This window comes from Mesorhizobium sp. M0048, from assembly GCF_040323405.1.
In the GTDB taxonomy this organism is placed as follows: domain Bacteria; phylum Pseudomonadota; class Alphaproteobacteria; order Rhizobiales; family Rhizobiaceae; genus Mesorhizobium.
Genome location: NZ_JAMYUV010000059.1, coordinates 1 through 23,093 on the forward strand (window position 1 = coordinate 1; position 23,093 = coordinate 23,093).

15 protein-coding genes and 1 pseudogene are annotated in these 23,093 nt (G+C 60.4%); 8 read left to right on the plus strand and 8 right to left on the minus strand.

Going from position 1 to position 23,093, the window contains the following annotated elements:
- Nucleotides 1-34: 34 nt before the first annotated feature.
- Together NKJ84_RS28920 and NKJ84_RS28925 are read right to left on the minus strand one after the other, a co-directional pair.
- Entirely contained in the window at nt 35-226 is a 192-nt protein-coding gene (locus tag NKJ84_RS28920; RefSeq protein WP_352509273.1) for a hypothetical protein, read from the minus strand.
- 1,128 nt (nt 227-1,354) lie between these two features.
- Nucleotides 1,355-2,749, minus strand: coding sequence for a glucoamylase family protein (locus tag NKJ84_RS28925; protein ID WP_352509274.1), 1,395 nt, complete (start codon nt 2,747-2,749; stop codon nt 1,355-1,357).
- 114 nt (nt 2,750-2,863) lie between these two features.
- Here NKJ84_RS28925 and NKJ84_RS28930 point away from each other — a divergent pair, with 114 nt between their 5' ends.
- The 3 genes from NKJ84_RS28930 (at nt 2,864) to NKJ84_RS28940 (ending at nt 5,462) form a co-directional block, all read left to right on the plus strand.
- Entirely contained in the window at nt 2,864-3,934 is a 1,071-nt protein-coding gene (locus tag NKJ84_RS28930; RefSeq protein WP_352509276.1) for a sensor histidine kinase, read from the plus strand.
- 162 nt (nt 3,935-4,096) lie between these two features.
- A complete protein-coding gene (locus NKJ84_RS28935; protein WP_352509277.1) occupies nt 4,097-4,285 on the plus strand; it encodes a hypothetical protein in 189 nt (62 codons plus the stop codon).
- Between the two features lie 907 nt (nt 4,286-5,192).
- Nucleotides 5,193-5,462: a KTSC domain-containing protein gene (locus NKJ84_RS28940; RefSeq protein WP_352509278.1), complete on the plus strand. Its 270-nt coding sequence runs from the start codon at nt 5,193-5,195 to the stop codon at nt 5,460-5,462.
- 58 nt (nt 5,463-5,520) lie between these two features.
- Here NKJ84_RS28940 and NKJ84_RS28945 read toward each other — a convergent pair whose 3' ends face one another.
- The 3 genes and pseudogenes from NKJ84_RS28945 to NKJ84_RS28955 form a co-directional block, all read right to left on the minus strand.
- The gene (locus NKJ84_RS28945; RefSeq protein ID WP_352509279.1) at nt 5,521-5,772 is read right to left on the minus strand and encodes a hypothetical protein; all 252 of its coding nucleotides are present in this window, start codon (nt 5,770-5,772) and stop codon (nt 5,521-5,523) included.
- Nucleotides 5,773-5,977: 205 nt separating this feature from the next.
- A complete protein-coding gene (locus NKJ84_RS28950) occupies nt 5,978-6,547 on the minus strand; it encodes a recombinase family protein (RefSeq protein WP_352509280.1) in 570 nt (189 codons plus the stop codon).
- Nucleotides 6,548-6,590: 43 nt separating this feature from the next.
- Nucleotides 6,591-6,905, minus strand: a pseudogene (locus tag NKJ84_RS28955) (recombinase family protein); the annotation flags it as partial.
- A 2,169-nt stretch (nt 6,906-9,074) separates the two neighbouring features.
- Between NKJ84_RS28955 and NKJ84_RS28960 the strand changes: the two are divergent.
- The 4 genes from NKJ84_RS28960 to NKJ84_RS28975 all read left to right on the plus strand — a co-directional run bounded on the left by NKJ84_RS28960 (nt 9,075) and on the right by NKJ84_RS28975 (nt 12,213).
- Complete coding sequence (locus NKJ84_RS28960; protein WP_352509282.1) at nt 9,075-9,674, plus strand: OsmC family protein; 600 nt, start codon at nt 9,075-9,077, stop codon at nt 9,672-9,674.
- A gap of 88 nt (nt 9,675-9,762) precedes the next feature.
- Nucleotides 9,763-11,004 carry an NAD(P)-binding domain-containing protein gene (locus NKJ84_RS28965; RefSeq protein WP_352509283.1) on the plus strand — a complete coding sequence of 414 codons (1,242 nt, stop codon included), beginning with the start codon at nt 9,763-9,765 and terminating at the stop codon, nt 11,002-11,004.
- Between the two features lie 193 nt (nt 11,005-11,197).
- Nucleotides 11,198-11,386 carry a YjiS-like domain-containing protein gene (locus tag NKJ84_RS28970; RefSeq protein ID WP_352509284.1) on the plus strand — a complete coding sequence of 63 codons (189 nt, stop codon included), beginning with the start codon at nt 11,198-11,200 and terminating at the stop codon, nt 11,384-11,386.
- The gene (locus NKJ84_RS28975; protein ID WP_352509285.1) at nt 11,383-12,213 is read left to right on the plus strand and encodes an alpha/beta fold hydrolase; all 831 of its coding nucleotides are present in this window, start codon (nt 11,383-11,385) and stop codon (nt 12,211-12,213) included. Before NKJ84_RS28970 ends, NKJ84_RS28975 begins: the two co-directional genes overlap by 4 nt.
- A gap of 62 nt (nt 12,214-12,275) precedes the next feature.
- Here the strand turns inward: NKJ84_RS28975 and NKJ84_RS28980 are convergent, their stop codons facing one another.
- The 3 genes from NKJ84_RS28980 to NKJ84_RS28990 all read right to left on the minus strand — a co-directional run bounded on the left by NKJ84_RS28980 (nt 12,276) and on the right by NKJ84_RS28990 (nt 20,090).
- A complete protein-coding gene (locus NKJ84_RS28980; RefSeq protein ID WP_352509286.1) occupies nt 12,276-16,997 on the minus strand; it encodes an alpha/beta fold hydrolase in 4,722 nt (1,573 codons plus the stop codon).
- 204 nt (nt 16,998-17,201) lie between these two features.
- Nucleotides 17,202-18,695, minus strand: coding sequence for a cysteine synthase A (gene cysK, locus NKJ84_RS28985; protein ID WP_352509288.1), 1,494 nt, complete (start codon nt 18,693-18,695; stop codon nt 17,202-17,204).
- A gap of 120 nt (nt 18,696-18,815) precedes the next feature.
- Nucleotides 18,816-20,090, minus strand: coding sequence for an MFS transporter (locus NKJ84_RS28990; RefSeq protein WP_352479182.1), 1,275 nt, complete (start codon nt 20,088-20,090; stop codon nt 18,816-18,818).
- 405 nt (nt 20,091-20,495) lie between these two features.
- Here NKJ84_RS28990 and NKJ84_RS28995 point away from each other — a divergent pair, with 405 nt between their 5' ends.
- Nucleotides 20,496-23,045 carry a caspase family protein gene (locus tag NKJ84_RS28995; protein ID WP_352479183.1) on the plus strand — a complete coding sequence of 850 codons (2,550 nt, stop codon included), beginning with the start codon at nt 20,496-20,498 and terminating at the stop codon, nt 23,043-23,045.
- Nucleotides 23,046-23,093: the final 48 nt, after the last annotated feature.

Sequence of the window (23,093 nt, forward strand, 5' to 3'; positions counted from 1 at the left end):
TGGCCGGCCCCTCCAACAGCCGACCTCTCATGAATCACGCAAAACCGCTCTTGGGAATCCTCAAAACGCTCCCAGAACTAAAAAACTGCCAAAGTAGTGCTAGCAATGTAGGCGTGTACAGTTCCAGTTGCGGATGTTTTTCAAGAGTTTTGCCCACGGCAGCGCCATCAAGTGCTTTGGTCAACATGGCGAGGTCGGCAGGACGAGCGGTGCCTTGGACCGACATTGCATCTCTCCCGAAGAGGGCGAAAGCGCGAGTCCCGCGCCGTGGTGTAGCTGGTGGCATTGGTCGCCGTGCTGTCCGGCATGGGCCGGGCTGAACAGCGCGCCAAGGCTGGTCGATCGCGCTGGCCCGTCATCCTATTGGTGCTGATGGCATCCGCGCCGGCATGGTGATCGAGGGAGCGTTGTGAGACCATGACGATCTGACCGCATTCCAGTTCGGCCAGGCCTGATCAGCCCGCCGGAATCAAGCCAAGCCACGGCGAACCCAATTCGCCGCACCTCTCGGCGCGTCAATACTTACTTGTTGCGATGGAATTTCCCGGACAGTCTGGCAAGCTCGTACCGAAGGAGTTTCTGCCATGACCTCTCTCACCTGCACTCTTGCCGCCGATGCCAACGGAACGTGGCGGGTCGTCTTCGTGCCGGGGGATTGCATCTCTATGTAGAATTCAAGCTACCCCAAGCCGGTTCAGATCCGGTGGACTGGATGAGTGTGGACGACTTCCTTGCCTGGCGCCCAAAAGGCGCGCTCCACAAAAGTGCGCGCGACCGCTTGGTTTCGGTTATTTGCGGGGCGATGAGAGATCCATAACGCAAAAATCCGCTGCACCCGGTGGCACGGCGGGCTAGATCAGTGCCTAGATCTGCCATCAAATCCTCCCTATGCGGCCTCCTGAGGAGCGCGTCAGCCTGATTCACCAGGAATTAAGGGGAAGACGGATGGTTTTGACACGCGCTTTTGACATGCTGGGCCGACGCACTCCTCGCAGACGTTGATTTGATCATCTTCGTCGTGACGCCAATATAAATTACCAGATCGTATCCTCATGTGATATGGTCAAATCTTGGCCGAGAAAAATTAATAAGAAACAAGGGAGGCCGCGATGAGAGAGTATTTTTCATTTCAGCTATTCATGAGAATGTCGACTGCGTTATTTATTGGTGCCGCTATCTATTCTATCGTTTTCGGGAATACGTGACAGCGCTTCGAGCCCGCAGTTAGACTTTCTCGAGACCAAGTCGCTGACATTTCGCGATCCTGAGCAGTAGCTAGGACGCGGCGGGACGCGCTTCGCGAACTGCTCCGACCTGCCAGCAGATCACTCAGGGACAAAACCACCCTGCGGCGCTAAGTGCAACCCAGTGGAACCATACCCGCGGCAGCTCGTGGCCCCTGGCCAGACGTTGATGTGTCGAGGTGCTGGCTGGTGAAGCCCAGTCTCGCCAAGCCCCTGCGTACTTCCGGCGCGCCCATGAACAGCCTCCACAAAAGCCCTGTACGATGGTTCTCGATCATTGCGATGATTGGCCCCTGATTGATCGCCAGATATGTCCGGGAGTACCAGTTGCGAGGTTCGCAAAACGCGTCGACAAAGCCGAAGCGGCCCCATATGCGGTTTCGAGGCTTGGTCAGGAAACCGCGCAGTGCGCGCATCGCTTCCCCGGGAGCATAAGGGAAACTCGACAGGGCAGCGGACGGGGTGATTACGCCAAAGTCCCTGTCAGGTGCACTCGCGATGTATCCTCGCGGCCCATGGCTCGCGGTCAGACCCCAGCAGTCAGGGCCGTATCCCGAATGGCCATGGGGGTTGCGGACGCAATGCCGATAATTGATCTGCGTATGGCGGAGGTTCTGCTGCCAGTAGTCGGCGTACCGGTCACTCAGGTTTCGCGGATCGAGCCCGCAGAAAGAATAATGCGAAAAGAAGAGCGGACCACCAGAATTCATTCCCAACGGCAGCACGATCCCATCATGGTCGCGCCCGTTCAGAAACCCGGGACCACCAGCAAAACCTTCGTGATAGAGCTCCGGATCAATGGGGTGGCGTGCCGATCCCGCCGCCAGCACGAAAGTGAGCAGGCATTCGTTCCAACCCTTGATCGGGCTGCCCATCGCCCAGCCAAAGTTCGGGCTCCAGTGCCACATGAGTTGCCGGGTCCCGCGTGCAAACCAGTTCCATTCGGCCTCTAACAGCAGCGCGTCCACGCGATGGCGGAGGCGCACTTCTTCGGTTGCCGCCCTGACGAAATACTCGCGGGCGCAAATCAGACCCTGAAACAGGAAGGTGGTCTCGACCAGATCAGCGCCGTCGTCCTTGCGGCGGAATGGAATAGTCGCACCAGTGCGCCCATTCATAAAATGCGGAAGAACGCCGTGATAGCGCGGGGAGTTTTCCAGGAAATCGAGCATGCCATGCAAGTGCGATAAAGCTGCGACGCGGTCGATCCATCCGCGTTCGACCGCAACGATGATGGCCGCAATACCAAAACCGGACCCCCCGATCGCCACGAGATCGTTGGCGGGATCGCCTGTGGTCTTTTGCCGGTCGCGGGCAAGACCGCTGACCGGATGCGCGCCTTCCCAGAAATAGCGTACCGTCTGCCGCTGCACGATATCCAAGAGCGCATCATCATCGAGTTCGAGAGTGGTTTCCGGGAGATCGAATGCTTGAAGCGTGCTGGGGCTCATCGAGCCGGTGTTAGCGTCTTGGGCGTTCCAAGGCCATTGATTAAAAATGCCCATGTGGACCGGCCGCGCGCTGTGTGGTGTCAGGCCGATTCAATTCGCGACAGATGCCTGGCGACCCGATAGAAAGAAAATCAAGGGGAAAGAACCCCTGGATCGGCCTGGAAGCCTTTGTTCCACCCCATTGCAAATATCGAAGACGCGCAGACGCTGGCGCAGGCCATCGTCAATACGATCGTCGAACCCTTCCTCGTGCTCGACGAGAGCTTTCGCGTGCTGGCGGCCAACTGCTCCTTCTATCAGACCTTCAAAGTCGACCCCGAGCAGACGCACGGCTCGTTGCTCTACGCACTGGGCGACGGCCAGTGGGACATTCCAGCACTTCACCTGCTCCTGGAGACGATCATTCCCGAGAAGACCGCCATGGACGGCTTCGAGGTCGAGCATGATTTCCCGAATATCGGTCGGCGCACGATGCTGCTCAACGCGCGAAAGGTCCTCTACGACCACAGTTCGGCCGCGACCATCCTGCTCGCCTTCAATGACATCACGGCGCGCCGCGCTATCGAAAGGGAAAAGGAAGAGCTCCTCGGCCGCACCGAAGACCTGCTGCGGCAGAAGGATGTGCTGCTGCGCGAAATGGAACACCGGGTTGCCAATAGCTTGCAGATCATCGCCAGCATTCTGCTGCTGAAGGCTCGGTCCGTCACGTCGGATGAAACGCGGCAGCACCTGAAAGATGCCCATCAACGCGTGCTGTCCGTGGCCGAAGTGCAGCGGCATCTCCATGCCTCGACCGGTGCCGACGAAATCGAGGTTGGTTCTTACCTGTCGAAACTTTGCAGCGGTTTGGCCACTTCGATGGTCGGGGAAGCACAGGCTATTGCCGTCAAGGTTACGGCGGAAAATGGAAGAATAGACTCCCAGAAGGCCGTGAGCCTTGGCCTGATCGTGACCGAACTCGTTCTCAACGCCATCAAGCATGCGTTCCCCATGGAAAAGGCCGATGCGCTTATTTTGGTGACCTATGAGACCGACGCTGAGGATTGGAAGTTGACCGTATCGGACAATGGCTGGGGCAAAGCCGCTGGCGACGTCCCAAATGCCGGATTGGGGACAGCGATCGTGGAGGCACTTGTCAAACAGCTTGAAGCACGCATTGACACCGTCACGGGCAATACTGGCACGACGATTGCGATTACCAGAGCGACATTCACGTCGCGGATGCCGAAAGCAGCATAGCTTGGTCGCCTTGCGGATGCTTCAGGCGGTTGTCGGAATTGCGCCTTGAAGATCGTCCCATCGGGTGGTGTAGTTCGAATGTTTCGAAGCCGCTCGCGAGCGGGTGTCGTGGATGTTCCTATTCTCTGTGCTATAGGTTCCTTTTAATTGGAGAAACAACCAATGCAGCGGACCGTGACGGTAGTCGAGAAAATCACGGGCAGGGTGATCGGCGCGTATCCGATCGATCTTTCGGGCCAGAATCACCAGACTTCCGATGATCAGTATTTTGCCAAAGCATTCGAAGCCGCCGTCGACGGTGGCCTCATTACCGATGCTGAAGCGCACGCTGTCGAATTCCGTCTGGAATAGACACTCAAGCCGAGATCCACGCTACTTTCGCTTTCCATCGCGCCTTGGCGCCGTTACGAAAAAACCCCGCGCGATGCGGGGTTTTGATGCGGTCAAAAGCCATATCAAGCCGCGCCAGATGGGGTGAGCTTCACGCTTACGGTGCTCCAACCGATCTTGCCGTCGACCTTCATCGGGGAGGCCGGCTGGATGCGTGGGGAGATCATGCGCTCACTACGCCGGCTGATCGCGAAGCGCGTCAACACTCTCCGCCACGATTGCTGGCTGCCCGTCGTCACGGCGCATATACGACGTTCCGTTCGCCGCCGATCGCGTTCCTATCCACGACAATCGCGTGGTGATACATTCGCGCGATTTGGCGAATGTTTTTGTCGTCAAACTCACCGGGAAACCGGGGAGGTGGTCATGAGAATTATTACCACTCTAGCATGTGTCGCGTTGCTTGCAGGTTGCGCAACGGCGGGCCCCCCCAGGGCCCCAAGGGCCTGCCGGTCCACCAGGTCTGCCCGGCAAGCAGGGTCCTAAAGGTGCAATGGGGGCTGAGGGTCCAGCGGGGAAGGACGGCGTCAGCGGTTGGGAAATCACCCACTATGCAAGTGCCAGTGATACAAGCCCAGACAAGTCCGCACAGGCTTGGTGTCCCAAGCCAAAAGTCGTAATAGGTGGCGGTGCCAGCGCGTCAAATTCAAATGCTCTAATTTCTAGGAGCTTGCCGGTTACTTCCCCAGCTCCGGGGTGGGTAGCACAAGCGCATGTAGCCACTACGTCCCCAACAGGTTGGACGCTGACAGCATATGCCATTTGCGCGCTTGTCAAATAGTCGGCGCTTGGCCGGGCCGGTGAACTTGCGTTGTCGCGCCTCTGAGACACAAACGGCGTTCTAGCTAGAGCTACGGTCGCAAAGCTGTTGGCGGCTGGCTTCTTGGGAACACGACGGCTTTTCCGCTCGTTGATCTTTATGCCCTCTACCTCGATTCGCAAAACGGAATACGATCCGGAGCGCAAGGTCCTTTCCGTGTGGTTCGTCGCCAGCGGCAAGCGGTACGAGTTTGAGGGAGTACCGCCGGAGACCTTTGCGGCATTCAAAGCCGCGTTCGCGAAGGGCCGCTACTTTAACGACCACATTCGCAATCATTTCCGCTACCGATTGATTGCGGATGGCAGCGAGCCAGGATGACGGGTCTGTCGGTGGCCGAATTTCGTTCGCCCATTGGAGACATCACCTTTTTTGGCAATCAGTTTTCGCTTCGCCGAGGTACATTCGTGCTCTTTGGCGGATCTCCCTTGCCGTCGGATCGGCTCCGGCCGCCCGCCCGCCGGAGGGCCTTGGTGGCTTCCGCAACGCCCGCGCGGTCATTGTCGCTGGCCCGGATCAGTTCGGGGACCTGATCCACGGGGATGTCATTCTGCTGCGCGAAATGCTCCACGTCGTAGTCCTGGCTGGACCCCAGGCGGTCTCGGTCACGCGTGCTCTTGTCGTCGGCCATGTGAACCTCATGGTGGAGCTTCGGATCAATGGCAACGTGGGCAAACAGCTTTCGTTGCGGCATCAACGCGGAAATCGTTACGTTCACTCTGGCTAATATAAGCTTTGTACCTAGTATTGACTGGGTGCGTAAAATTGTAAGTACCGGCGCCGGCCGCCTCGAGTTCATTCCGCCGATGCTGCCAACCCTGATGCCCAAGCCACCGTCAGGCGATGGGTGGATTCATGAGATCAAGCTTGATGGCTACCGCTGTCAGATCGTCATCAACGGGCCCGATGACATTCGCGTTTATACCAGCAATGAAGGAAGTTTTGGATATCAATGTGATGCGGCCAGACGGCCGGATGGAAAAGGTTACGATCACTCCATCATCAGGCCCACCTTGGTAGACATAGTAGCCTATCATCAACTCGCTTTTGAGAAGAGATGCGACGCGCCCGGTCGTCCACAGATACCCGTATGTGGATGGCACTCCTTCCTTGTTCAGACGAACCGATATGCCGGCCATGCTCTGCCCTTCAGCAACAAACATATTGAAGATGCGCCTCACAAGCTCGATTTCGTTTGGCGGGCCGGGCACAAGGAGAACGCGGTCGCCAGCGAGCCCTTTCTGTTCTCCAGGGCCGAGAAGGCATCTGGGCTCGCCATCTTTATCCAGCAACAGTCGCCTGACGCCGTAGGGCACAGGTCCGCCCTGGCTGAATCCGAGACGAGCCTGCTGCAGGTGCGCTCTGGAGACCTTTGCGGATAGCTCGCGGCTGTACTCGCTTGCCATCACCCGTTTCATATTCTTGGATCGCAGAGACCATGCTGCCGTCGTTCTCGAATTGTTCGCCGCAATATTCCACCGCGACGCCTGCATCACGACAGAGAAACTCGTAATGAGCGGATTGGTCCGTATCCGGAAAGCGGCCCCAGCGGCTGACGTCAAGGACGAGAATTGCCGAGAAAGTCGTTTGGCCAGTGACGACATCGGCTAGTAACTGCTTCAGTCCGTCGCGACCTCTTATGCTCAGGCCGCTTTTCCCAGCGTCTTCGTAGGTTTGGACGATAGTGTATCCGCGCCGCTCTGCGTACTCCGTAATGGCCATCGCCTGGTTCTCGAGCGAATAGCGTTGATGTTCAGTGGACATGCGAATGTAGGTGGTTACGCCTCCGCGCCGAGCGAAAAGCTCTCTGGTCGGCAACGGACCAGTTGAGCCGTTTACCCGATGACGTCCTTGGCGACATCGGCATCTCACGTGACGAAATCATGTGCGATTTGCGAAGCCGCGCCATCCGTCATGCGGAGGCAGGCGCGGCCGGCACGACGATCGAGCGCACCAGGATCGCTTCGGCCTCGATCCCGAAACGGTTGGCCGCCGGCAGTGGCTACGCCTCGGCCGAGATCCCCTTTGGCTGGTCCACGAGCGCGCGATCGAGCCTTACATCGAGGCTTCGACAAGCAGCGGCGCGCGGATGGGACCTTCGAACGGCACTACACCTGCGACCCCAAGGACTGGATGTTGACCGACGGGAGCTGGGGAGGATCTCAAAATGATCATGTCAGTTGTTAAGTCCCTCGCGCCTGTGACGCTCGGCACCGTGCTGATCGCAATCAGTCCGGCTTCATTGTCGGCTTCTGACGCTCAGGACCTCGCGTTCGCTTACGCTGACATGCCAATCATACAGCTGAAAGACGTCTATTTGGATTGCGAGCGGGGAGGCCGCCGGTGCGCTGGGGCGCTCCGCATCTGCTGGTTACTGACGATAAGCTGGTCTACCTTATAGTCGGTGCGGCCCCGGCCTTCGGACTGTCAGTTGCGTTCGACCACCACGAATAGCCTCGCTTGGGAGCGTGTTGGCGTTCATGTTAAACCCATCGCCACGGCTAAACCCACGACAAGCGAAATGGCCAGGGCGACAAATACTGGAAGATGATGCATAACGGCTTCGTACCGACCGCCAAGACAACGGTCGACGAACGTTTGGAAACAGTCCCATCACGGTCCCACACATGGCTAACAAAAGGTTAACCATCTCATCGCTAGCGGGCTAGTGGAGAGGAAACTCGCTAGCCGCCCCTAAGGCCCCTCACGTCTCGTCACTGGTTCAGCCCTCCGGCCCCCGTCAAAAACCGAGCGTCCCGGATCATCCGCAACGTCGACAACGCCAAGACAGCCGGCGAGGAGCTGGTGAAGTGGACGAAGCGTGGCCCTGGGTGGGACCTCGCGGTGCGCGTTTGCATGGCCGTATATTCGACGAGATGGAAGCTGAGGAGGCCCGCAAGGCATTCCTGGCTGCTGCAAAAGAGGAGGGGACGTTACTCCCCCAATGGCAACTAGCCAGGAAAGCGGTTGAAATTTGGGAGGGACGATGCGGTCGCGCTCTCCCACGGTGGGTACGTCCTCGGCTATGTAAGTGGTGACCTCGATGAGAGCGCAGCTTGCCTCGATCGCGCGCTCGCTCTCAACCCGAACTTGGCAGCTGCCTTGGGCCTCAACAGCTGGGTGAAGGTTTGCTTGGGCGAGCCAGACAGAGCCGTCGAACACGCCGCGCTTGCGATGCGGCTGAGCCCATTTGATCCGCGCCTGTTCGCTTGGCAGTTCAACACTGGGCTCGCTCATTTCTGTGCTGGCCGCTACGGCGATGCCGTCGCGTGGGCTGGAAGGTCGTTGCGGCACCAACCAAACTACGCGAGCGCGATGCGCGTAGTGGCGGCGGGCCATGCCTGGGCGGGGCGGCTCGCGGAAGCCAGGGAAATGATCGCCCGCTATGCGCGTTCGACCCGGCGCTGCGGCTTTCGAATCTTGCCGACGTATTGCCGCCGTTCCGGCGATTGGACGATCGGAATAGGTATACCGAGGGCCTTCGTAGGGCGGGACTTCCAGAGTAACACGTATCAGTTTAAAGGGCGCCGTTGCGTCCACATTGATCGGGGCGATTTAAGGTGCCCGCATACGTGTGGATCTTCGCAATGTGGCAGGCACCTCAGCCTTGTTTGGTCCGCGAACGATGACTGCCCAACCGGTTGAGCACGGCCGGGTCTCTATCCCAAATGAACGAGACATGGTCCGATCTCCTGCGGTTTCGGTTGGCACGCCTTCTCAGCGCTTGCTGGTGATCGCAGCTTTGCGGGAAACAAGCGTTTGAAGGCCCGTCGTTTCGCTGGATCGCGGATCTGGCGCTGTTCACGACTGGCTGGTGCAAAAAACCTCTCGATTCCCACTGTCGTTCCAACTGCACATCAAACGCTGACGGCCGAGGTTTGGCCGTGCGGGGCTATCCCGGTCGCGCAAAATCCGAACTCAGGAGTGAATGACATGCAGGACGATACAATGGTCATGGAAAAGGCTTCCATGAAGAAGGCGCCGCGGGAGCCGAGGAACGGCGTTGATACGCCCACCCTTCTGGCCACCATCAACGCCGTCGCGGGCCAGCCGGAGCTTGCCAAGTTCCAGTTCCGTGCCAAAAGCCGGTGGATTGCAGGCACCCACAGCAGCAGCACGATGACCAACTTCTTCGGAGCCGGCGTCGAGCAGTCCCACGTGATGGCCTACCAGGCTGATAGCGACCATCCAGCGGTCCTGTGCGGCGCCGACAACGGCCCGACGCCGGTCGAATATCTTCTCCACGCGCTTGCTTCATGCCTTACAGCCGGTATCGCGAACATTGCGGCCGTGCGTGGGGTGACGCTTCATCAGGTGGAAGCGACAGTGGAAGGCGACATCGACCTTCGCGGCATCCTCGGCATCTCAAATGAAGTCCGCAACGGCTATCAAGGCATCCGTATCTCCTTCAAAATCAAGGGCGATGCTCCTGCCGAGAAGCTCGAGGAGATCGTGATGCAGTCGCGTGCCCGTTCCGCGGTGTTCGACGTACTGACCAACGGCGTGCCGATCTCGGTTGCCGTGAAAGGCTGATCTCTGATCGAAGCAACATCGCCGGCTTCGTCCAGGAAGGGATGCCGCCGGCGATCTGGTGTCCCCGCCATATAAGGGTGCAGATTCCATGCAGCGCACAGATGTGGCCGTCATCGGCGCCGGACAGGCGGGTCTCGCCATGAGCCATTGTCTAAGCGAAAGCGGCATCGACCATGTCGTGCTGGAGCGCGGCCGGATCGCTGAGCGCTGGCGCAGTGAACGGTGGGATTCCCTTCGCCTGCTCACGCCCAACTGGATGACGCGCCTGCCCGGCGGCGGCTATCGCGGTGCCGACCCCGATGGCTTCATGACAACGGCCGAGACCGTCGCATTCCTGGAGAATTACGCGCGCTCGACAACTTCACCGATAGAGGACGGTGTGGAGGTGCTCTCGACCAAAAGGATCGACAGAGGCTTCCGGCTGCTGACCAATCGCGGCCAATGGAGCGTGCGTGCGATCGTGGTCGCGACCGGATACAGCGACAGGCCACGCATTCCGTCAATAGCGAGGCAGATCTCCCCCCGTATCAGGCAGATCGTGCCGCGGGGCTATCGCAATCCTCAGCAACTGCCTCAGGGTGGCGTTCTCGTGGCCGGGGCCTCGGCGACCGGCATACAACTTGCGGAAGAGATCAATCGCTCCGGGCGCCCAGTGACCCTGTCGGTCGGCAGTCATACACGCCTACCGAGGCTTTACCGCGGGCACGACATCATGTGGTGGCTCGACCGGCTGGGAATGCTTGCCAAGCCTGTCGCTGAAGTTCCGGATCTTGATGCAGCAAGACGGCAGCCCTCGCTACAGCTGATAGGCACACCCGAACGCAGGACGCTCGACCTTGCCGGTCTCGGGGGGCAAGGCGTTCGTCTTGTCGGTCGAGCGGCTGCCGCTGGCGATACACGCATTCGGTTCAACGGCGATCTCGCCGACACGACCACGGCGGCGGAACGCAGGCTGAGGCGGGTGCTGGCCAAGATCGACCGCGCGGCCGTCGGCGAGGGCCGCTGCCCAATCGATCCGCTTCCCATTCCGAACCTGATTCTGAACGCCGAGCCGACCGAAATCGACCTCATCGACCAGGGTATCGAGACCGTCGTATGGGCCACCGGCTATCGCCGGGAATACCCATGGCTGAAGCTGGATGTTTTCGACGCCCAGGGCGAAATCCTGAACGATGGCGGCGTCTGCCCGTATCCGGGTCTTTACGTGCTCGGCCTCAATTTCATGCGTCATCGAAGCTCCAGCTTCCTTGACGGTGTCGGCCGCGATGCCGAGGCGCTGACGGCGCACCTGGCAATGTTTCTCGCCGCTCCGCACCGAGCCGCGGCCTGACCGCCCAATACAACGCTGGCGCGGCAAAAATCCATGCTGCCTTCAACGATGAGGCACACGGCCGACCCCGACAAAGGTCCCCACTGGCGCCGCAGTCAGCGGCCCGCAACCAATGGAGAAAACAATGAGTGCAATGGTAAATCCATCCGGGTCCCTCACCACAACGCGAGGTTTGCGCGGGGCCGGCGGAACAATGTTGGCCGCAGTCTGGCGTTTCATTCGCATCCACGGGGATCGTCGGCAGCTTTACGAGTTGCCAGACTACATCTTGCGCGACGTCGGCGTCACCCGCTTCGAGATCAACTCGATCACCTCGTTTGGCAGGCGTGATACCAGCCGTCGGATGCGTCCTTCGAAGGAGGAGGAGGGCGGGGCTCGGTGACCGCCGCATCGACGTTCAATGTCTCGCATGAGGCGTGCAACGCACCGCTTGTAATCGCCCTGCACTGTTCGGGCGGCAGCGGACGACAATGGCGCGCATTGTTGGAGCGGCTCGACGACACGTTCCGGTTCAGCGCACCCGATCGGATCGGCGCGCCGGGGGGCGGAACCGGGACTGGTTCCGCCGCTTTCCGTTTGGCTGACGAAGCCGCTGCCATCATAGAAATGATCGATCGCCATGAGGGACTTGTGCATCTTGTTGGCCATTCCTATGGCGGTGGATTGGCGCTGCATATAGCTGCGAAGCGTCCACATCGAATAGCCAGCCTCTCGCTTTATGAGCCCTCTGCCTTTCACCTGCTGCGCGAGCTGGAATCGGAGGGGCACGAGGCATTGGGTGAGATCTTGGGGATCGCAGGCGCCGTTCAAGACGGCTTGATCAACGGCCGTTACCAGACCGCGACAGCTCGTTTTATCGACTACTGGGGTGGGGACGGCGCATTCGCTGCGATGAAGCCGGAACTGCAGGTGGCGCTTGTGCGGTTTCTGCCGAAGGCCAGCCTGGACTTCCAGGCATTGATCCATGAATCGACGCCAGCAAGCGAATATGCCCGGTTTGGCTTTCCGGTCCTGGTATTGCGTGGCGAATTTGCGCCAGTTCCAACGCAGCTCATCGCCCGGGAACTCGTTTCCCGTGTTCCGACTGCGATCGGGGCGATTGTTCCTGGCGCCGGACATATGGGGCCGCTGACCCACGCAAATCTGGTGGCGGATCGTTTGGTCCGTGGGATATTGTTGCACGACACCGCACGATCGCGAGCCGCGTGACCGCGACTTGCTTGCCCTAAGGGCAGCGCAAACCTTCGAAGCAGATCCTTGGGTGCGGGGGATCACACCGTAGCGGCTATGCGATCGTGCGCGATTTTTCCGGCCGGGACCTCTGTGTCGGAAAAATCCTCGCGCATCTGCATTTCTGAGTAGAGCCTGCCCGCTTCCGCGAGAGCGGCATCCGCGCTAGCAATTTTACCGCGACGCTTCGCGAGGCCGAGAGCCAACAAGGAGCGGGCAAGCTCCGGCCGCAATTCAACCCGCCTGGCAAGATTGCAGGCCTGTTCGAGCCAGCTAATGGCTGATCTGGGAGGTTTCAGCTCGGCAATACCGCGCAGTACGATGATCTCGCTCCACGGATCGCCACGTCCCCGTGCAAGCTCGAGCGCATGGCCCAGATTGGCCGCAGCTTCCGGCTCACACAGGCGCGCACGCACGCATGCGAGCACCGCGCGCGCGTGACATTCGAACTGGGCAAGATCGAGCCGCTCAGCCTCGGTCACCGCCATTTCCAAGGTGGCGCCCGCGTCGTAGTTGCGGCCGAGCAGGAATTCCGCGTGCCCAAGCATCGTCAACAGCCATGGCCGCAGAAGGATTGATGCGCTGGTCGCAGCTTCGGAGGACCACAACTGCAACGCCTCGACAAGCTCCGGCTCGGGCCCGCGCAGGACACCCACCACACCGGTGAAATAGGCGGCAGCGCAGCTGTCGATCGGGCGCGCCACTTCGGCCGCGACCTTCTGGAGTTCGGCAAGCGAACGCTCCGCATCGTCGAAACGGCCAAGGCGCGCTTCGGCCTGCGCGCGATGCCCCAGGTACCAAACCGCTCGCGCACCGAGCTGTCCGAAACGCTCCAGACGCCAAGCTTTGGTGAACCTCTCCTCATGCGGAACAAGCCGCTCGAGCACCTGCCGCGCCTCGCTGCGGATCAGAAGCGCCTGTGAGGCGGCCAGATCCGACTCGCTTATGCAGCGCTGCACGCCATTTGCCGTGGCGCCGCGCTTGAGTGTGTCGGCCGGTTCCAGCGCCTCCTCGTAGCGGCCATGGGAGCTGTTGAGATAGCTCAAATGGAGCAGCACCTCGGAGATGAGTTGCGGATCGCCCAGTTCCATGGCCAGTTCGCGCGCTTCCAACAGCTGCGGCAGCGCCTTCCGATAGGCACCCAGGGCGCCGTAGGCAGGCCGCATCCGCACCCGCAGGGCTATTGCTTGGGCGAGAGTTTTCGGATTTCGCGGCAACGCGGCGACTGCCTTGCGGGCGCGTTCTAGGAACTGGACGGCGGCGGAATAGGCCGAGCGTTCCTCAGCCCGACCCGCCGCTTGCAGCAGATAGTCCGCGGCAGGTTCCCACGCCTCGGCACGAAGCGCGTGCTCCGCCATTTCCTCGACGTGATGGTTCAGCGATCCGGCATAGAGCGTGTCCATCGCAAGCAGTGCACCCCGATGCAGCCTTTTTCGGTCCTCCGCCAGCAGGGATTCGTAGGCCACCTTGAGCGTCAAGGCGTGCTTGAACGTATATTCCACGTTAGGATAGCTCTGGACCTCGAACAGGAATTCCAGACTCTGCAGTTTGGCCAGGCATGATTCCAGTTCGGCATCCGGCAGCGGCGAGAGCGCGCTCAGCAGCGGATATGGAACATTCTTACTGATAACCGAAGCGACTTGGAGTACCTGCCTTTCCGAGTCACCCAGCTGCTGGATACGTGCGGCGATGAGCGACTGAACCGTCGAGGGGATGGTGATGGAGTCCACCGGCGTCTTGAGCTCGTAGCGGTCCGAATGGCCGACAAGTGCACCGTCCGCAACCAGTCCGCGCACCATTTCTTCCAGAAAGAGCGGTGTGCCCTCGGCCCGCTCGGCAAGTGTTTTCCGCAGTTCACCCAGGCTGGGATCGGATCCCAGTAATTCGGTGAGGAACTGGTCCATCTCGTCCCGCGCGAACCGCTCCAGCCTCATCTGCTGAAAATAGCCGCGGCGGTTCCATTCATGCCGGTACTGCGGCCTATAGGTGGCGAGAAGCATGATGCGGTTGGCGCCCATCACTTCGACCAGCCTGTTGACCACGGCCTCGCTCTCAGCATCGATCCAGTGCAGATCCTCTATAAGCATGGCGACGGGCGAGGCTCGGCTCAAGGCAACCAGAAAAGCGCTCATCGCCTCGGATACCCGTGAGGTCCGCTCCCGCGCATCGAGATGCAGCCACGCAGAATCGTTGACCGGCAGGTCCGCGAGGAATGAAAGCGGCGCCGCATGACGTGGATCCAGGTCCAGTTCCGCCTGCTTAAGGGCAAACAGGCGCTGGGCGTCCGCCAAGCCGTCCTCGCCGCGAATGCCACAAGCCGAGAGCAACAGCTTCTTTACAGTGCCTAGAGCGACCGATGAATCAAACTCCAGACCGCCGCATTCAAGGACAGTAAAACCAGCAACCTCGTCGAGGGAGAGAAATTCGTGGGCAAGTCTCGACTTGCCCATGCCGGGATCGGCGACGATGCCAATGATCTGGCCGTGGCCCTCCCTGACCCGGCGCCAAGTTGCAAGAAGCATTTTGAGCTCAAGCTCGCGCGCCACCAATCCGGTAAGGCCGCGGTTGGCCCTCAGGTGCCAGCGCGACAGAGCGTGGTTCTCGCCCAACAATTCGTAAATACGTTCGTCACGGCCAAGTTGCGGATGCTCCGAATGCGCTAAGCGGTGCATCTGCACATAGCCTCCGGCGGCTGCGCGCGCCCGGGCCGTTGCGGCGATCGTCGCACGGTGCAAGGCACGCATCAGCCGGTTGGCTGCACGCGGCGCGGCGCCGGCCAGTTCAACCTTGCTGCCTTCGCTCGTCCATTGTTGCCGCACGATGACCTCGCCGGTGTCTATTCCGGCCCTCAACCGGGTGCCGCCGTGGGAGAGCTCCTCCACGGCTAGCTTAGCCGCGAGCGCGGCGCGGCACGCAAGATACGCGTGATCCTCTGTGGCGCGAGCAAGGCCGAATGCTGCCGTGATTGTCCCGTCAGCAGACGATGTGATGGTACCGCCATGGCTCTCCACGACCTGTATCAAGCGATCCTCGAGGGGCTGGAATTCGCGGATCGCCACCTCCGGATCTTCTGTTTCGAGGAGATGCATGGGACTGACCACTTCCGCGGCAAGCACGGTTATGTACTGCCGAGAGCGGTTGATTCCCAAGGACGCCGGAGGACCCGCGAGTTGCTGCGTCTGTTCGGGGTCCGCAAGAAAACGACGCGTTTCATCCACAAAGGTTGCGAACGCTGGTTCGTGACCAAGCAGCACGTGATTGGCGCTATCGAGCGCAACGAAACGCGCGCCGGGGATTTTCCCAGCGATTGCCTGACCATGATCGAACGGAATGACGGCATCCCCAATGGCATGCATCACCAGGGTCGGAACGCGAACTCGGGGCAACAGGTCGTCCACATCGATGACGGCGCCTTCCTCGAAGATTCGATGGGCAATCTCCGGCGAGACGGTACTGCGTTGCAGCTCATTGTACCAATTCTTCTGTTCCGGCGTTGCTTCCGGAATGAAGAGGGAGGTGAACATCTGGCGGAATACCGGGTCGTCTTGGCCCCAGCCCTCCTGTATTAGCGCTCCCATGGCTTCGCGACGCGCTATTTCGCGCTGATTGCCTCGTTTGCGCCAGCCCTTGGTAAATCCGCCATACAGCACCATTCCCGCCACGCGCTCAGGATGCCTTAAGGCATAAGCGATCGAGACGGCACACCCTTGGGAAATGCCAAGCAGGGATACGCGGCGCAGACCAGCGGCATCGATGATGCTCTCCAAGTCGGCGACCATGGCATCAAAGGAAAGGTCGGCGGGATACCGGTCTGATAGGCCGTTGCCGCGCTGGTCGTAGCGTATCAGCTGGTAGTGCGCGGAGAGGCCCTCGATCCAATGCTTCCACACCGGACTGTCCCATTCGAGCTCGAGATGGGACATCCAGTGGGCGGCCCTCACCAAAGGGGGACCTTGACCACTCAATGCGTAGGCCAGGCGCGCGCCGTCGGGTGTCGTGCACCGGCGGATCTCCTGCGCAAGCACCACTTCCGGCGGAGAAGCAAGCTGCATCTCCAGCGTAGGCAGAACCTGCGTCGAAGTGACGGTCTCACCCGCGGGAGCGATCTGAGTGTCCGTTCTCGTGGCGCTGCTTTGGACCATGGCGGACTGCCGTGCAGCCTCGCTTAGACGGCGGATGTCGGCTCGAAGTGCGCCGTCCTCGGGCTCCAGCGCCTGCAGGTCATGCGCGTACGGAAGCGCCCGAGCAGGGCAATCATCCGCCAGCCGGTCGACGAGCACGCGAAGGATGCGCAGACGCGTCACGTGTAGTTCGTCGGCAGTCGCAATGCGCCAGGCCTCGAATTCCGGACAGCGCGGCAATGAAAGGTCATCCAGGAAACGTCCGCGAAACGCTCGGGCGAGGGCCTCCAGTTGCTCCCGTTCAAGGGCCTCTATGTCGCGAGCGCCGAGACCCCGGAGAGGCGCGATGTCCAGCGTCATTTGGCTGGTGTTCAGGCGAACTGCGTTGCGGTCGGCTTGCAGGATCTCGCCCTGCCCGAGGTCGACGACCTGCCGTATCTTGGAGAGACTCCAGCGAAGAGCGCCGCGAGGATCGTCCGGTACCTCCCAGAACATTTCGCAAAGGCGCTCGCGCCGCTGCGGGCGCTCGACAAGCGCAAGATAGGCCAGCAGCGCCCGCGTCTTTTTCGAACGCGGCAAGGAAACGACCTCGCCATGGCGAAGGACGGTCAGATCTCCGAGGAGGCGAATTTCGAGCGACACTTTGCCGATCCCAGTGCGCCTGCTAAATTAGCGGTAGAATGTATCAAGTTCGTGCCGCTGCCGAAACCGTTCGTTTCAGAAACGCGAGCGATCTGACTTGCTCCTCGCTTCGGGGAGGTCGGCACGGAAAAGTCTACATGAAGCCGAACCGGAAGCGGATGGCGTCCGTGTTGCCTCGTTCTGGGTTGGTAGCGACGATGCGTCTCACGCCGCCGCCCGCATCCATCGGGGCAGCAGGCTGTCGGGATTTGCACATGCGCCGGGTGTGTAGTTTGCGCCAATAGACTCCAGCCGGGCGCCGAGCGTGCCGTCTCGCCATGCTGCAAGTGTATCTAGGCAGCCACCGAGATGCTCGCCGCCGACAAAGACCTGCGGAATTGTAGGCGAGCCAATCCGGGCTCTCAGGGCCTTTCGGATTTCTCCGTCCAGGCCGATCTTCTGGAATTCCGGGGTATCGATGTCGATGGACTTGTAGGCGATTCCGGCACGATCGAAGAGCTTTCTTACCGTCCAGCAGAATTCGCACCATGTCAGAGCGAACATGACTACCGGGTGCTCCAAATCATTGATCGCCTCATCAATAAACTCATGCGCCAACGGATCGATTTGGATGTCGTTCGCGGGCGCCGATGACAGCGCGAAGGATGGCGGCCGGTCGAAGCGGTAGCCGGGTGTAGAGTGAGAGATCGCCTCCTCGGCCTCCGACATTTCGTCGCTGATATGATCGAACAGGATCGTGCTGAGATACCGCTCGCCTGTGTCAGGCAACATGCAGAGCACGCTCTGGTCCGGGCCGGCGCGCCGAGCGATTTCCAGTGCCCCGCTCAAGGTTGCTCCGCCGGAGATGCCCGCCAATATTCCCTCTTCCTTCGCAAGCCGGCGTGCGACTTCTAGGGCGCTGGCACCTGAAACGGGCAGGATCTCGTCCACAAGGTTGTCGGCCATGGCATTGCCTACAATTTGCGGAATGAAATCTGGGCTCCACCCCTGCATCGGGTGTGGCCGGAAGCGGGTGTGCGCTCGTGTCGGCAGTCCGTGGTCGTCAAAGCTTTGGGGAATGCCGCTCGACAGCAGTGCCGAATTATCGGGCTCGCACACGATGATTCGCGTTTGCGGCCGCTCGCGCTTGAGCACTCGCGCCACACCGGCAAGAGTTCCGCCGGTCCCTGTGCCGGTGACCCAGTAATCGAGTGGACGGTCCTGAAAAGCCGCGAGAATTTCGAGCGCTGTCGTGCGGGCATGAATATCGGCGTTGACGGGCGTCTCGAATTGCCGGCAGAGGAACCAGCCGTGCGTTTCGGCCAGCTCGATCGCCTTGGCCAGCATGCCGCTGCCACGCTCGACGGCAGGTGTCAACACGACCTTGGCACCGAAGAAACGCATGAGCTTGCGGCGTTCGAGGCTGGCGTTTTCCGGCATGACGATAACAAGAGGATAGCGTTTCGTGGCGCAAACCATGGCGAGCCCAATGCCTGTGTTGCCACTCGTCGCCTCGATCACGGTCTGGCCAGGTCGAAGTAATCCAGAACGCTCCGCTTGTTGGATGACGGCGGCGGCAAAACGGTCCTTGACCGATCCGCCAGGATTGAACGCTTCGATCTTGGCATAGAGCGAGGCGGCGCCGTTGTTTATGCGCGAAAGGCGCACGACCGGCGTGTCACCGATCGTGTCGAGAATGCTGTCGTGGATTGGGCTCATCTCAGTTGGTCCTTGTTTAGCGACGGCGGCATTCCGTCCCTTTGATCTCTGAAATTGGCAGGAAAGCCGAGGTTTGCAGCGTTTGACCCAACGTGGAATTCAGCGATTCCAACGCTTGAATCAGTGGCCCACTGCAGGATCTGGAAGTCCGCCGCCGCATGGGGCCAGCGCTCTCGCACCGAACGACGCCAATACAGCCAGCACGGCCAGATTGGCTGCGCCCGCGGCAGATGCAATTAGGAAAGCGGGCCTATAGCTGCCGAAGTGGTCATAGACGAAGCCGCCGAAATAGCCGGCCATGCCCATGCCTACCCAGGCGATCAGCATGACAGTGCCGAGTGACTGGCCAAAGCGTTCGGCTGGCACAAACTGGCGTACGCAGAGAATCAGGCAGGTCATGTTTCCAGCAAAACCAAAACCGAAGACTGCCGACAGCACCAAGAGGCTCAGCTGCTGGTCTAGCGCGGGAAAAATCGCAACGCATGCCGTCTGAATGAAAGATGCCAGTGCATAGGCAGCAAGGTTGCCTGCCCGGTCGGCGAGGAGCCCGAATGCGATCCGCCCGGCGGCGCCGAACAGCATCGCGATCAACAGGCTGAGCGATCCGACATCCGAAGATCCGCACACGGCCGTGACGAAGCTCGTGAGGTGCATCAGCGGGACCCCCATGCAGGCGCAGCAGAGAAAGGCTGCCGCAGACAGGAGCGCCACGGGAGAAATCCGGCCACCTTGGAAAGCTGGCTCTGTTGAAAAACGCACGGGGACGGGAAGAACGTCGCCGAGGGGCGGCCTTTGAACCGCAGGCAGAAGGATCGCCAGCGCAGCCATTGTCGCCGCCGCCATCACCGCATATGCGAAGCGCCAGCCGACGCCATCAATCAAGGCATTCGCGGCGTACGGCAGTATGCCTTGACCTAGGGCTCCTCCTGCTGTGACGGTCCCCACGGCGAGGCCCCGGCGGCGGTCGAACCAGAGCCCGGTTACCGCAAGTACCGGCGCATAAAGACAGGCAAAGCCGAGCCCGCCCAGCGCGAAATTGGCGGCATAGATCTGCCAGAGCGAAGTTGCGAAGGACATCGCGGCAAGCGCTATCACCATACCTGCCGAGCCGATGAACAGCAGGTTTCTGGTATTCAGGCGATCGGACAACCGGCCCCAGAACAGCCCGCCCAAGGCCATGCCGACGCTTGACAGCGTGTAGGCAAGGCTAATATCGGCTCGCGACCAGCCAAACTCCGCCTCAAGCGGCCTGATAAAAACGGATGTCAGCGCGAGGCTACCAAATCCGAACGCCATGGCAGTCGTAGCACCGGCCGCAGCCAACAGGCCGCGCAGCCGCATTGTGTTACCCCGAACCTCGCTGTTTCCAGCCGCTGGTGATTGACGATTCGACATGTTTCTGCCCTCAGAACATCTTCGAAGCTGTCATCGCCCAGCGGTATGGAAGCAGGCGTGTGCATCAGCGTAGAAACTCCGGACCCGGCCGTGGAAACGGCCCACTTTGGACCTGCAATCTACCCGACAGGAGGGGCTGATACCGAGATCAGGCCTAATCGAGAATGGTAAATCCCCAGAACCAGACGAGGCGGACCAGTGATCGGATAGCCGGCGCCGTCTGACAGACGTTGCAGATATGCGGGCTCTGATGTAATTTAGCACTTGATCAAGTGAGAAATATGCCCGCTGCCGCGACGGCTTTTCTCCCTTTTTTGTCCCGGCAGATTGCATGCTCTCTAACGGACCTGGCTACCCCATGCGGTGTTCTTGTGGTCGCGAGGTAACAGCGTTTATGGGGTTGCCATGCTCCGACTTTGCGCAATCGTCGCAGCCTTCCTCCTTGCGAGCTTCACGACTTTTCACGCTTGCGCCGACCGAAGGGTCGCTTTTGTCATCGGCAATTCGGACTACCGACAATTCCCCGCGCTCAAGAACCCGGTCAAGGATGCCGAGGACGTGTCGAAAACATTTCGACTGGCAGGATTCGAGGTCTTCGTCGCAAGCGATCTGACGAAGCTGCAATTCGAAGAACAGTTCCGCAATTATCTTGCCGCCGTTGACGGCGCCGACCTTGCGGTCGTCTACTATTCCGGTCACGGTTTTCAGATCGGCGGCGAAAATTTCCTGATCCCGGTCGATGCCTCCTTGAAGGAGGCGGCGGACATCGAGGTCCAGGCCATCAAGCTCAACGATGTGCTGGGACAATTGCGTTCGAAATCGAAGATCCAGGTGATCATCCTCGATGCCTGCCGCAACAATCCGTTTCCGCGCAAGAACTACTGGCTGAGAGACCAGCTCATTGCCACCGGTAACGCCGGGCTCGCCCAGGTCAAAAGCTCGCTGAACACGCTGATTGCATTTGCCACCGAACCCGGGGCGGCGGCGTATGACGGGGCCGGCGAACTCAGCCCGTTTTCGGCGGCGTTTTCCCGTCGCGCGCTAGCGCCTAACCAGGAAATCCGCACCGTAATGGCGGCGGTACGCCGCGATGTGGTGGAAGCTACAAACGGCCTCCAAGTTCCCTGGGAGAACTCATCACTGATTGACGAAGTCGTGCTGATGCGCCGCAGCAGTCGCCCCGCACTGCCGCCGGTGCTGGAGAAGGTCGTGCTGTCGGGTGTTGGACCCGTCGGCTTGGGTCTGCCCGAACCGGTAGACATCGACGGCGGCACGATCACCCTGAGCATTGAAAGACCGCCTGCCCTGGGGCGCCTGATGCTGGACGGCAACCCCGTCAGGGTGGGCGTGCCGATTCAGGGCAAGGACCTCCCGCGCTTGCAGATGGACGTTCCCAAGGGTGTCGCTGCGCAGGAAGAGGTGGATATGCTGGCCTATGCCACGCATGACAATTGGGGCGGTCAAACCCAGGGCATTCTGGTGTTTCGGGTCAAGAGCGGCAAAGGCCCACAGGGTAAACAGATCATGGCCTCGCTCGAGGCCGAGCAGAAGCAGAAGGTATTGCAGCGTGGCATTCATATCACCGGTGCGGCAGAAGCGATCGAAAACCGCGACATCGATGTTCCCATGGGCGTCGGTCCGGTCTTCCTGAAGCTTGACTTCCCGACCGAAGATCCCGCTGTCACGCTGAAAGTTTCGAAATATCCGACAACGGGAACGCTCTCGCTGCCCGATCGAACCCTGTCGCCCCAGTCGAGCCTGATGGCCGCAGAGGTCGATCGACTGCGCTACGAGCCACAGATCGGCGCCGAAGCCACGGTCGAGGTCGGCTTCGAGATTCGGGCGGACAGCAGCTCATCAAAGCCAGCCACGATGAAACTCTCGCCAATAGTCGATCCTTGCGATACGGCTGCCGGCGAACCTCTGGACCTGCAAGGCGTCGTCCCCGGCCTGCTGCCGAACGAAATTGGCGCCAGCGCGGTAGAGCTTTGCGAGACCGCCGTGAAGGCTTATCCCGACGTTGCGCGCTTCCGCTATGAACTTGGGCGCGCGCTCCTTGCGGCAGGCAAGGTCGATGAGGGCAGGACAGCCATCGAGCAAGCCGCCAAGAAGGGACACGTACGTGCCGTGTTCGAGCTAGGCTACATGTATGCGACCGGAACCGGAATGGCCGTCGACCGCGCACAGGCCAACGCGCTTTACGCCGCTGCGTCCGACAAGGGGGATCCCTACGGCATGACGTCGTGGGGTCGCGCCTTGTTCAATGGGTATGGCGTCAAGCCCGACACGGCCAAGGGCTTGGACCTGCTGCTCAAGGCAGCGGCGATGGGCCATACCTATGCAATGAACGATCTGGCCGCGATCTTCACCGAGGGCCGCAACGGCGTGACCGCTGACCAAGCCCGCGCCGTTGCGTTCCTGCAGGCCGGCGTCCAGCGGCAGGATATGTATTCTATGAACCTGCTCGGCCGCAATTACTTGTCTGGGCAGGGCGTTGAGAAGGATCCGAAGACGGCGCTGGCGCTGTTTCAGCAGGCAATCGATCTCGGCCAGCCCTATGCGCCCGGCAGCCTCGCACGCATGTATCGGGACGGTGTCGGTGTGGAACGGAGCCTCGCGGAAGCGCAGCGATTGTTCGAAATCGGGATCGCACGGGGTGACCCGTTCGCAGCTTACGATCGCGCGGCTCTCGAAATGCAAAAAGGCGACAAGGCCGATCAGGGTCATGTCGTGCGTTTCCTTGCGTTTGCGGCTGCGCTCGATGTGCGCAAGGAACTGCCGGACGCCCAAAGAGCGCTGGCAAAGTTCGGTCCGAAGCCAAAAACAGCGGCCTTGAAGCAGCTGCGCCAGGAACTGAAATCGAATTTTCCCCGGTCGGGTTCACTGGACACGCAACTGGTTAACGCGGCCAGACGGGCTTGGGAAGAAGCCAATCCGCGTCGGGACTTGTTTTGACTGAGGAGGAGGCAATGGCAGGCAGAGTATTGAAACAGGCAATACTTG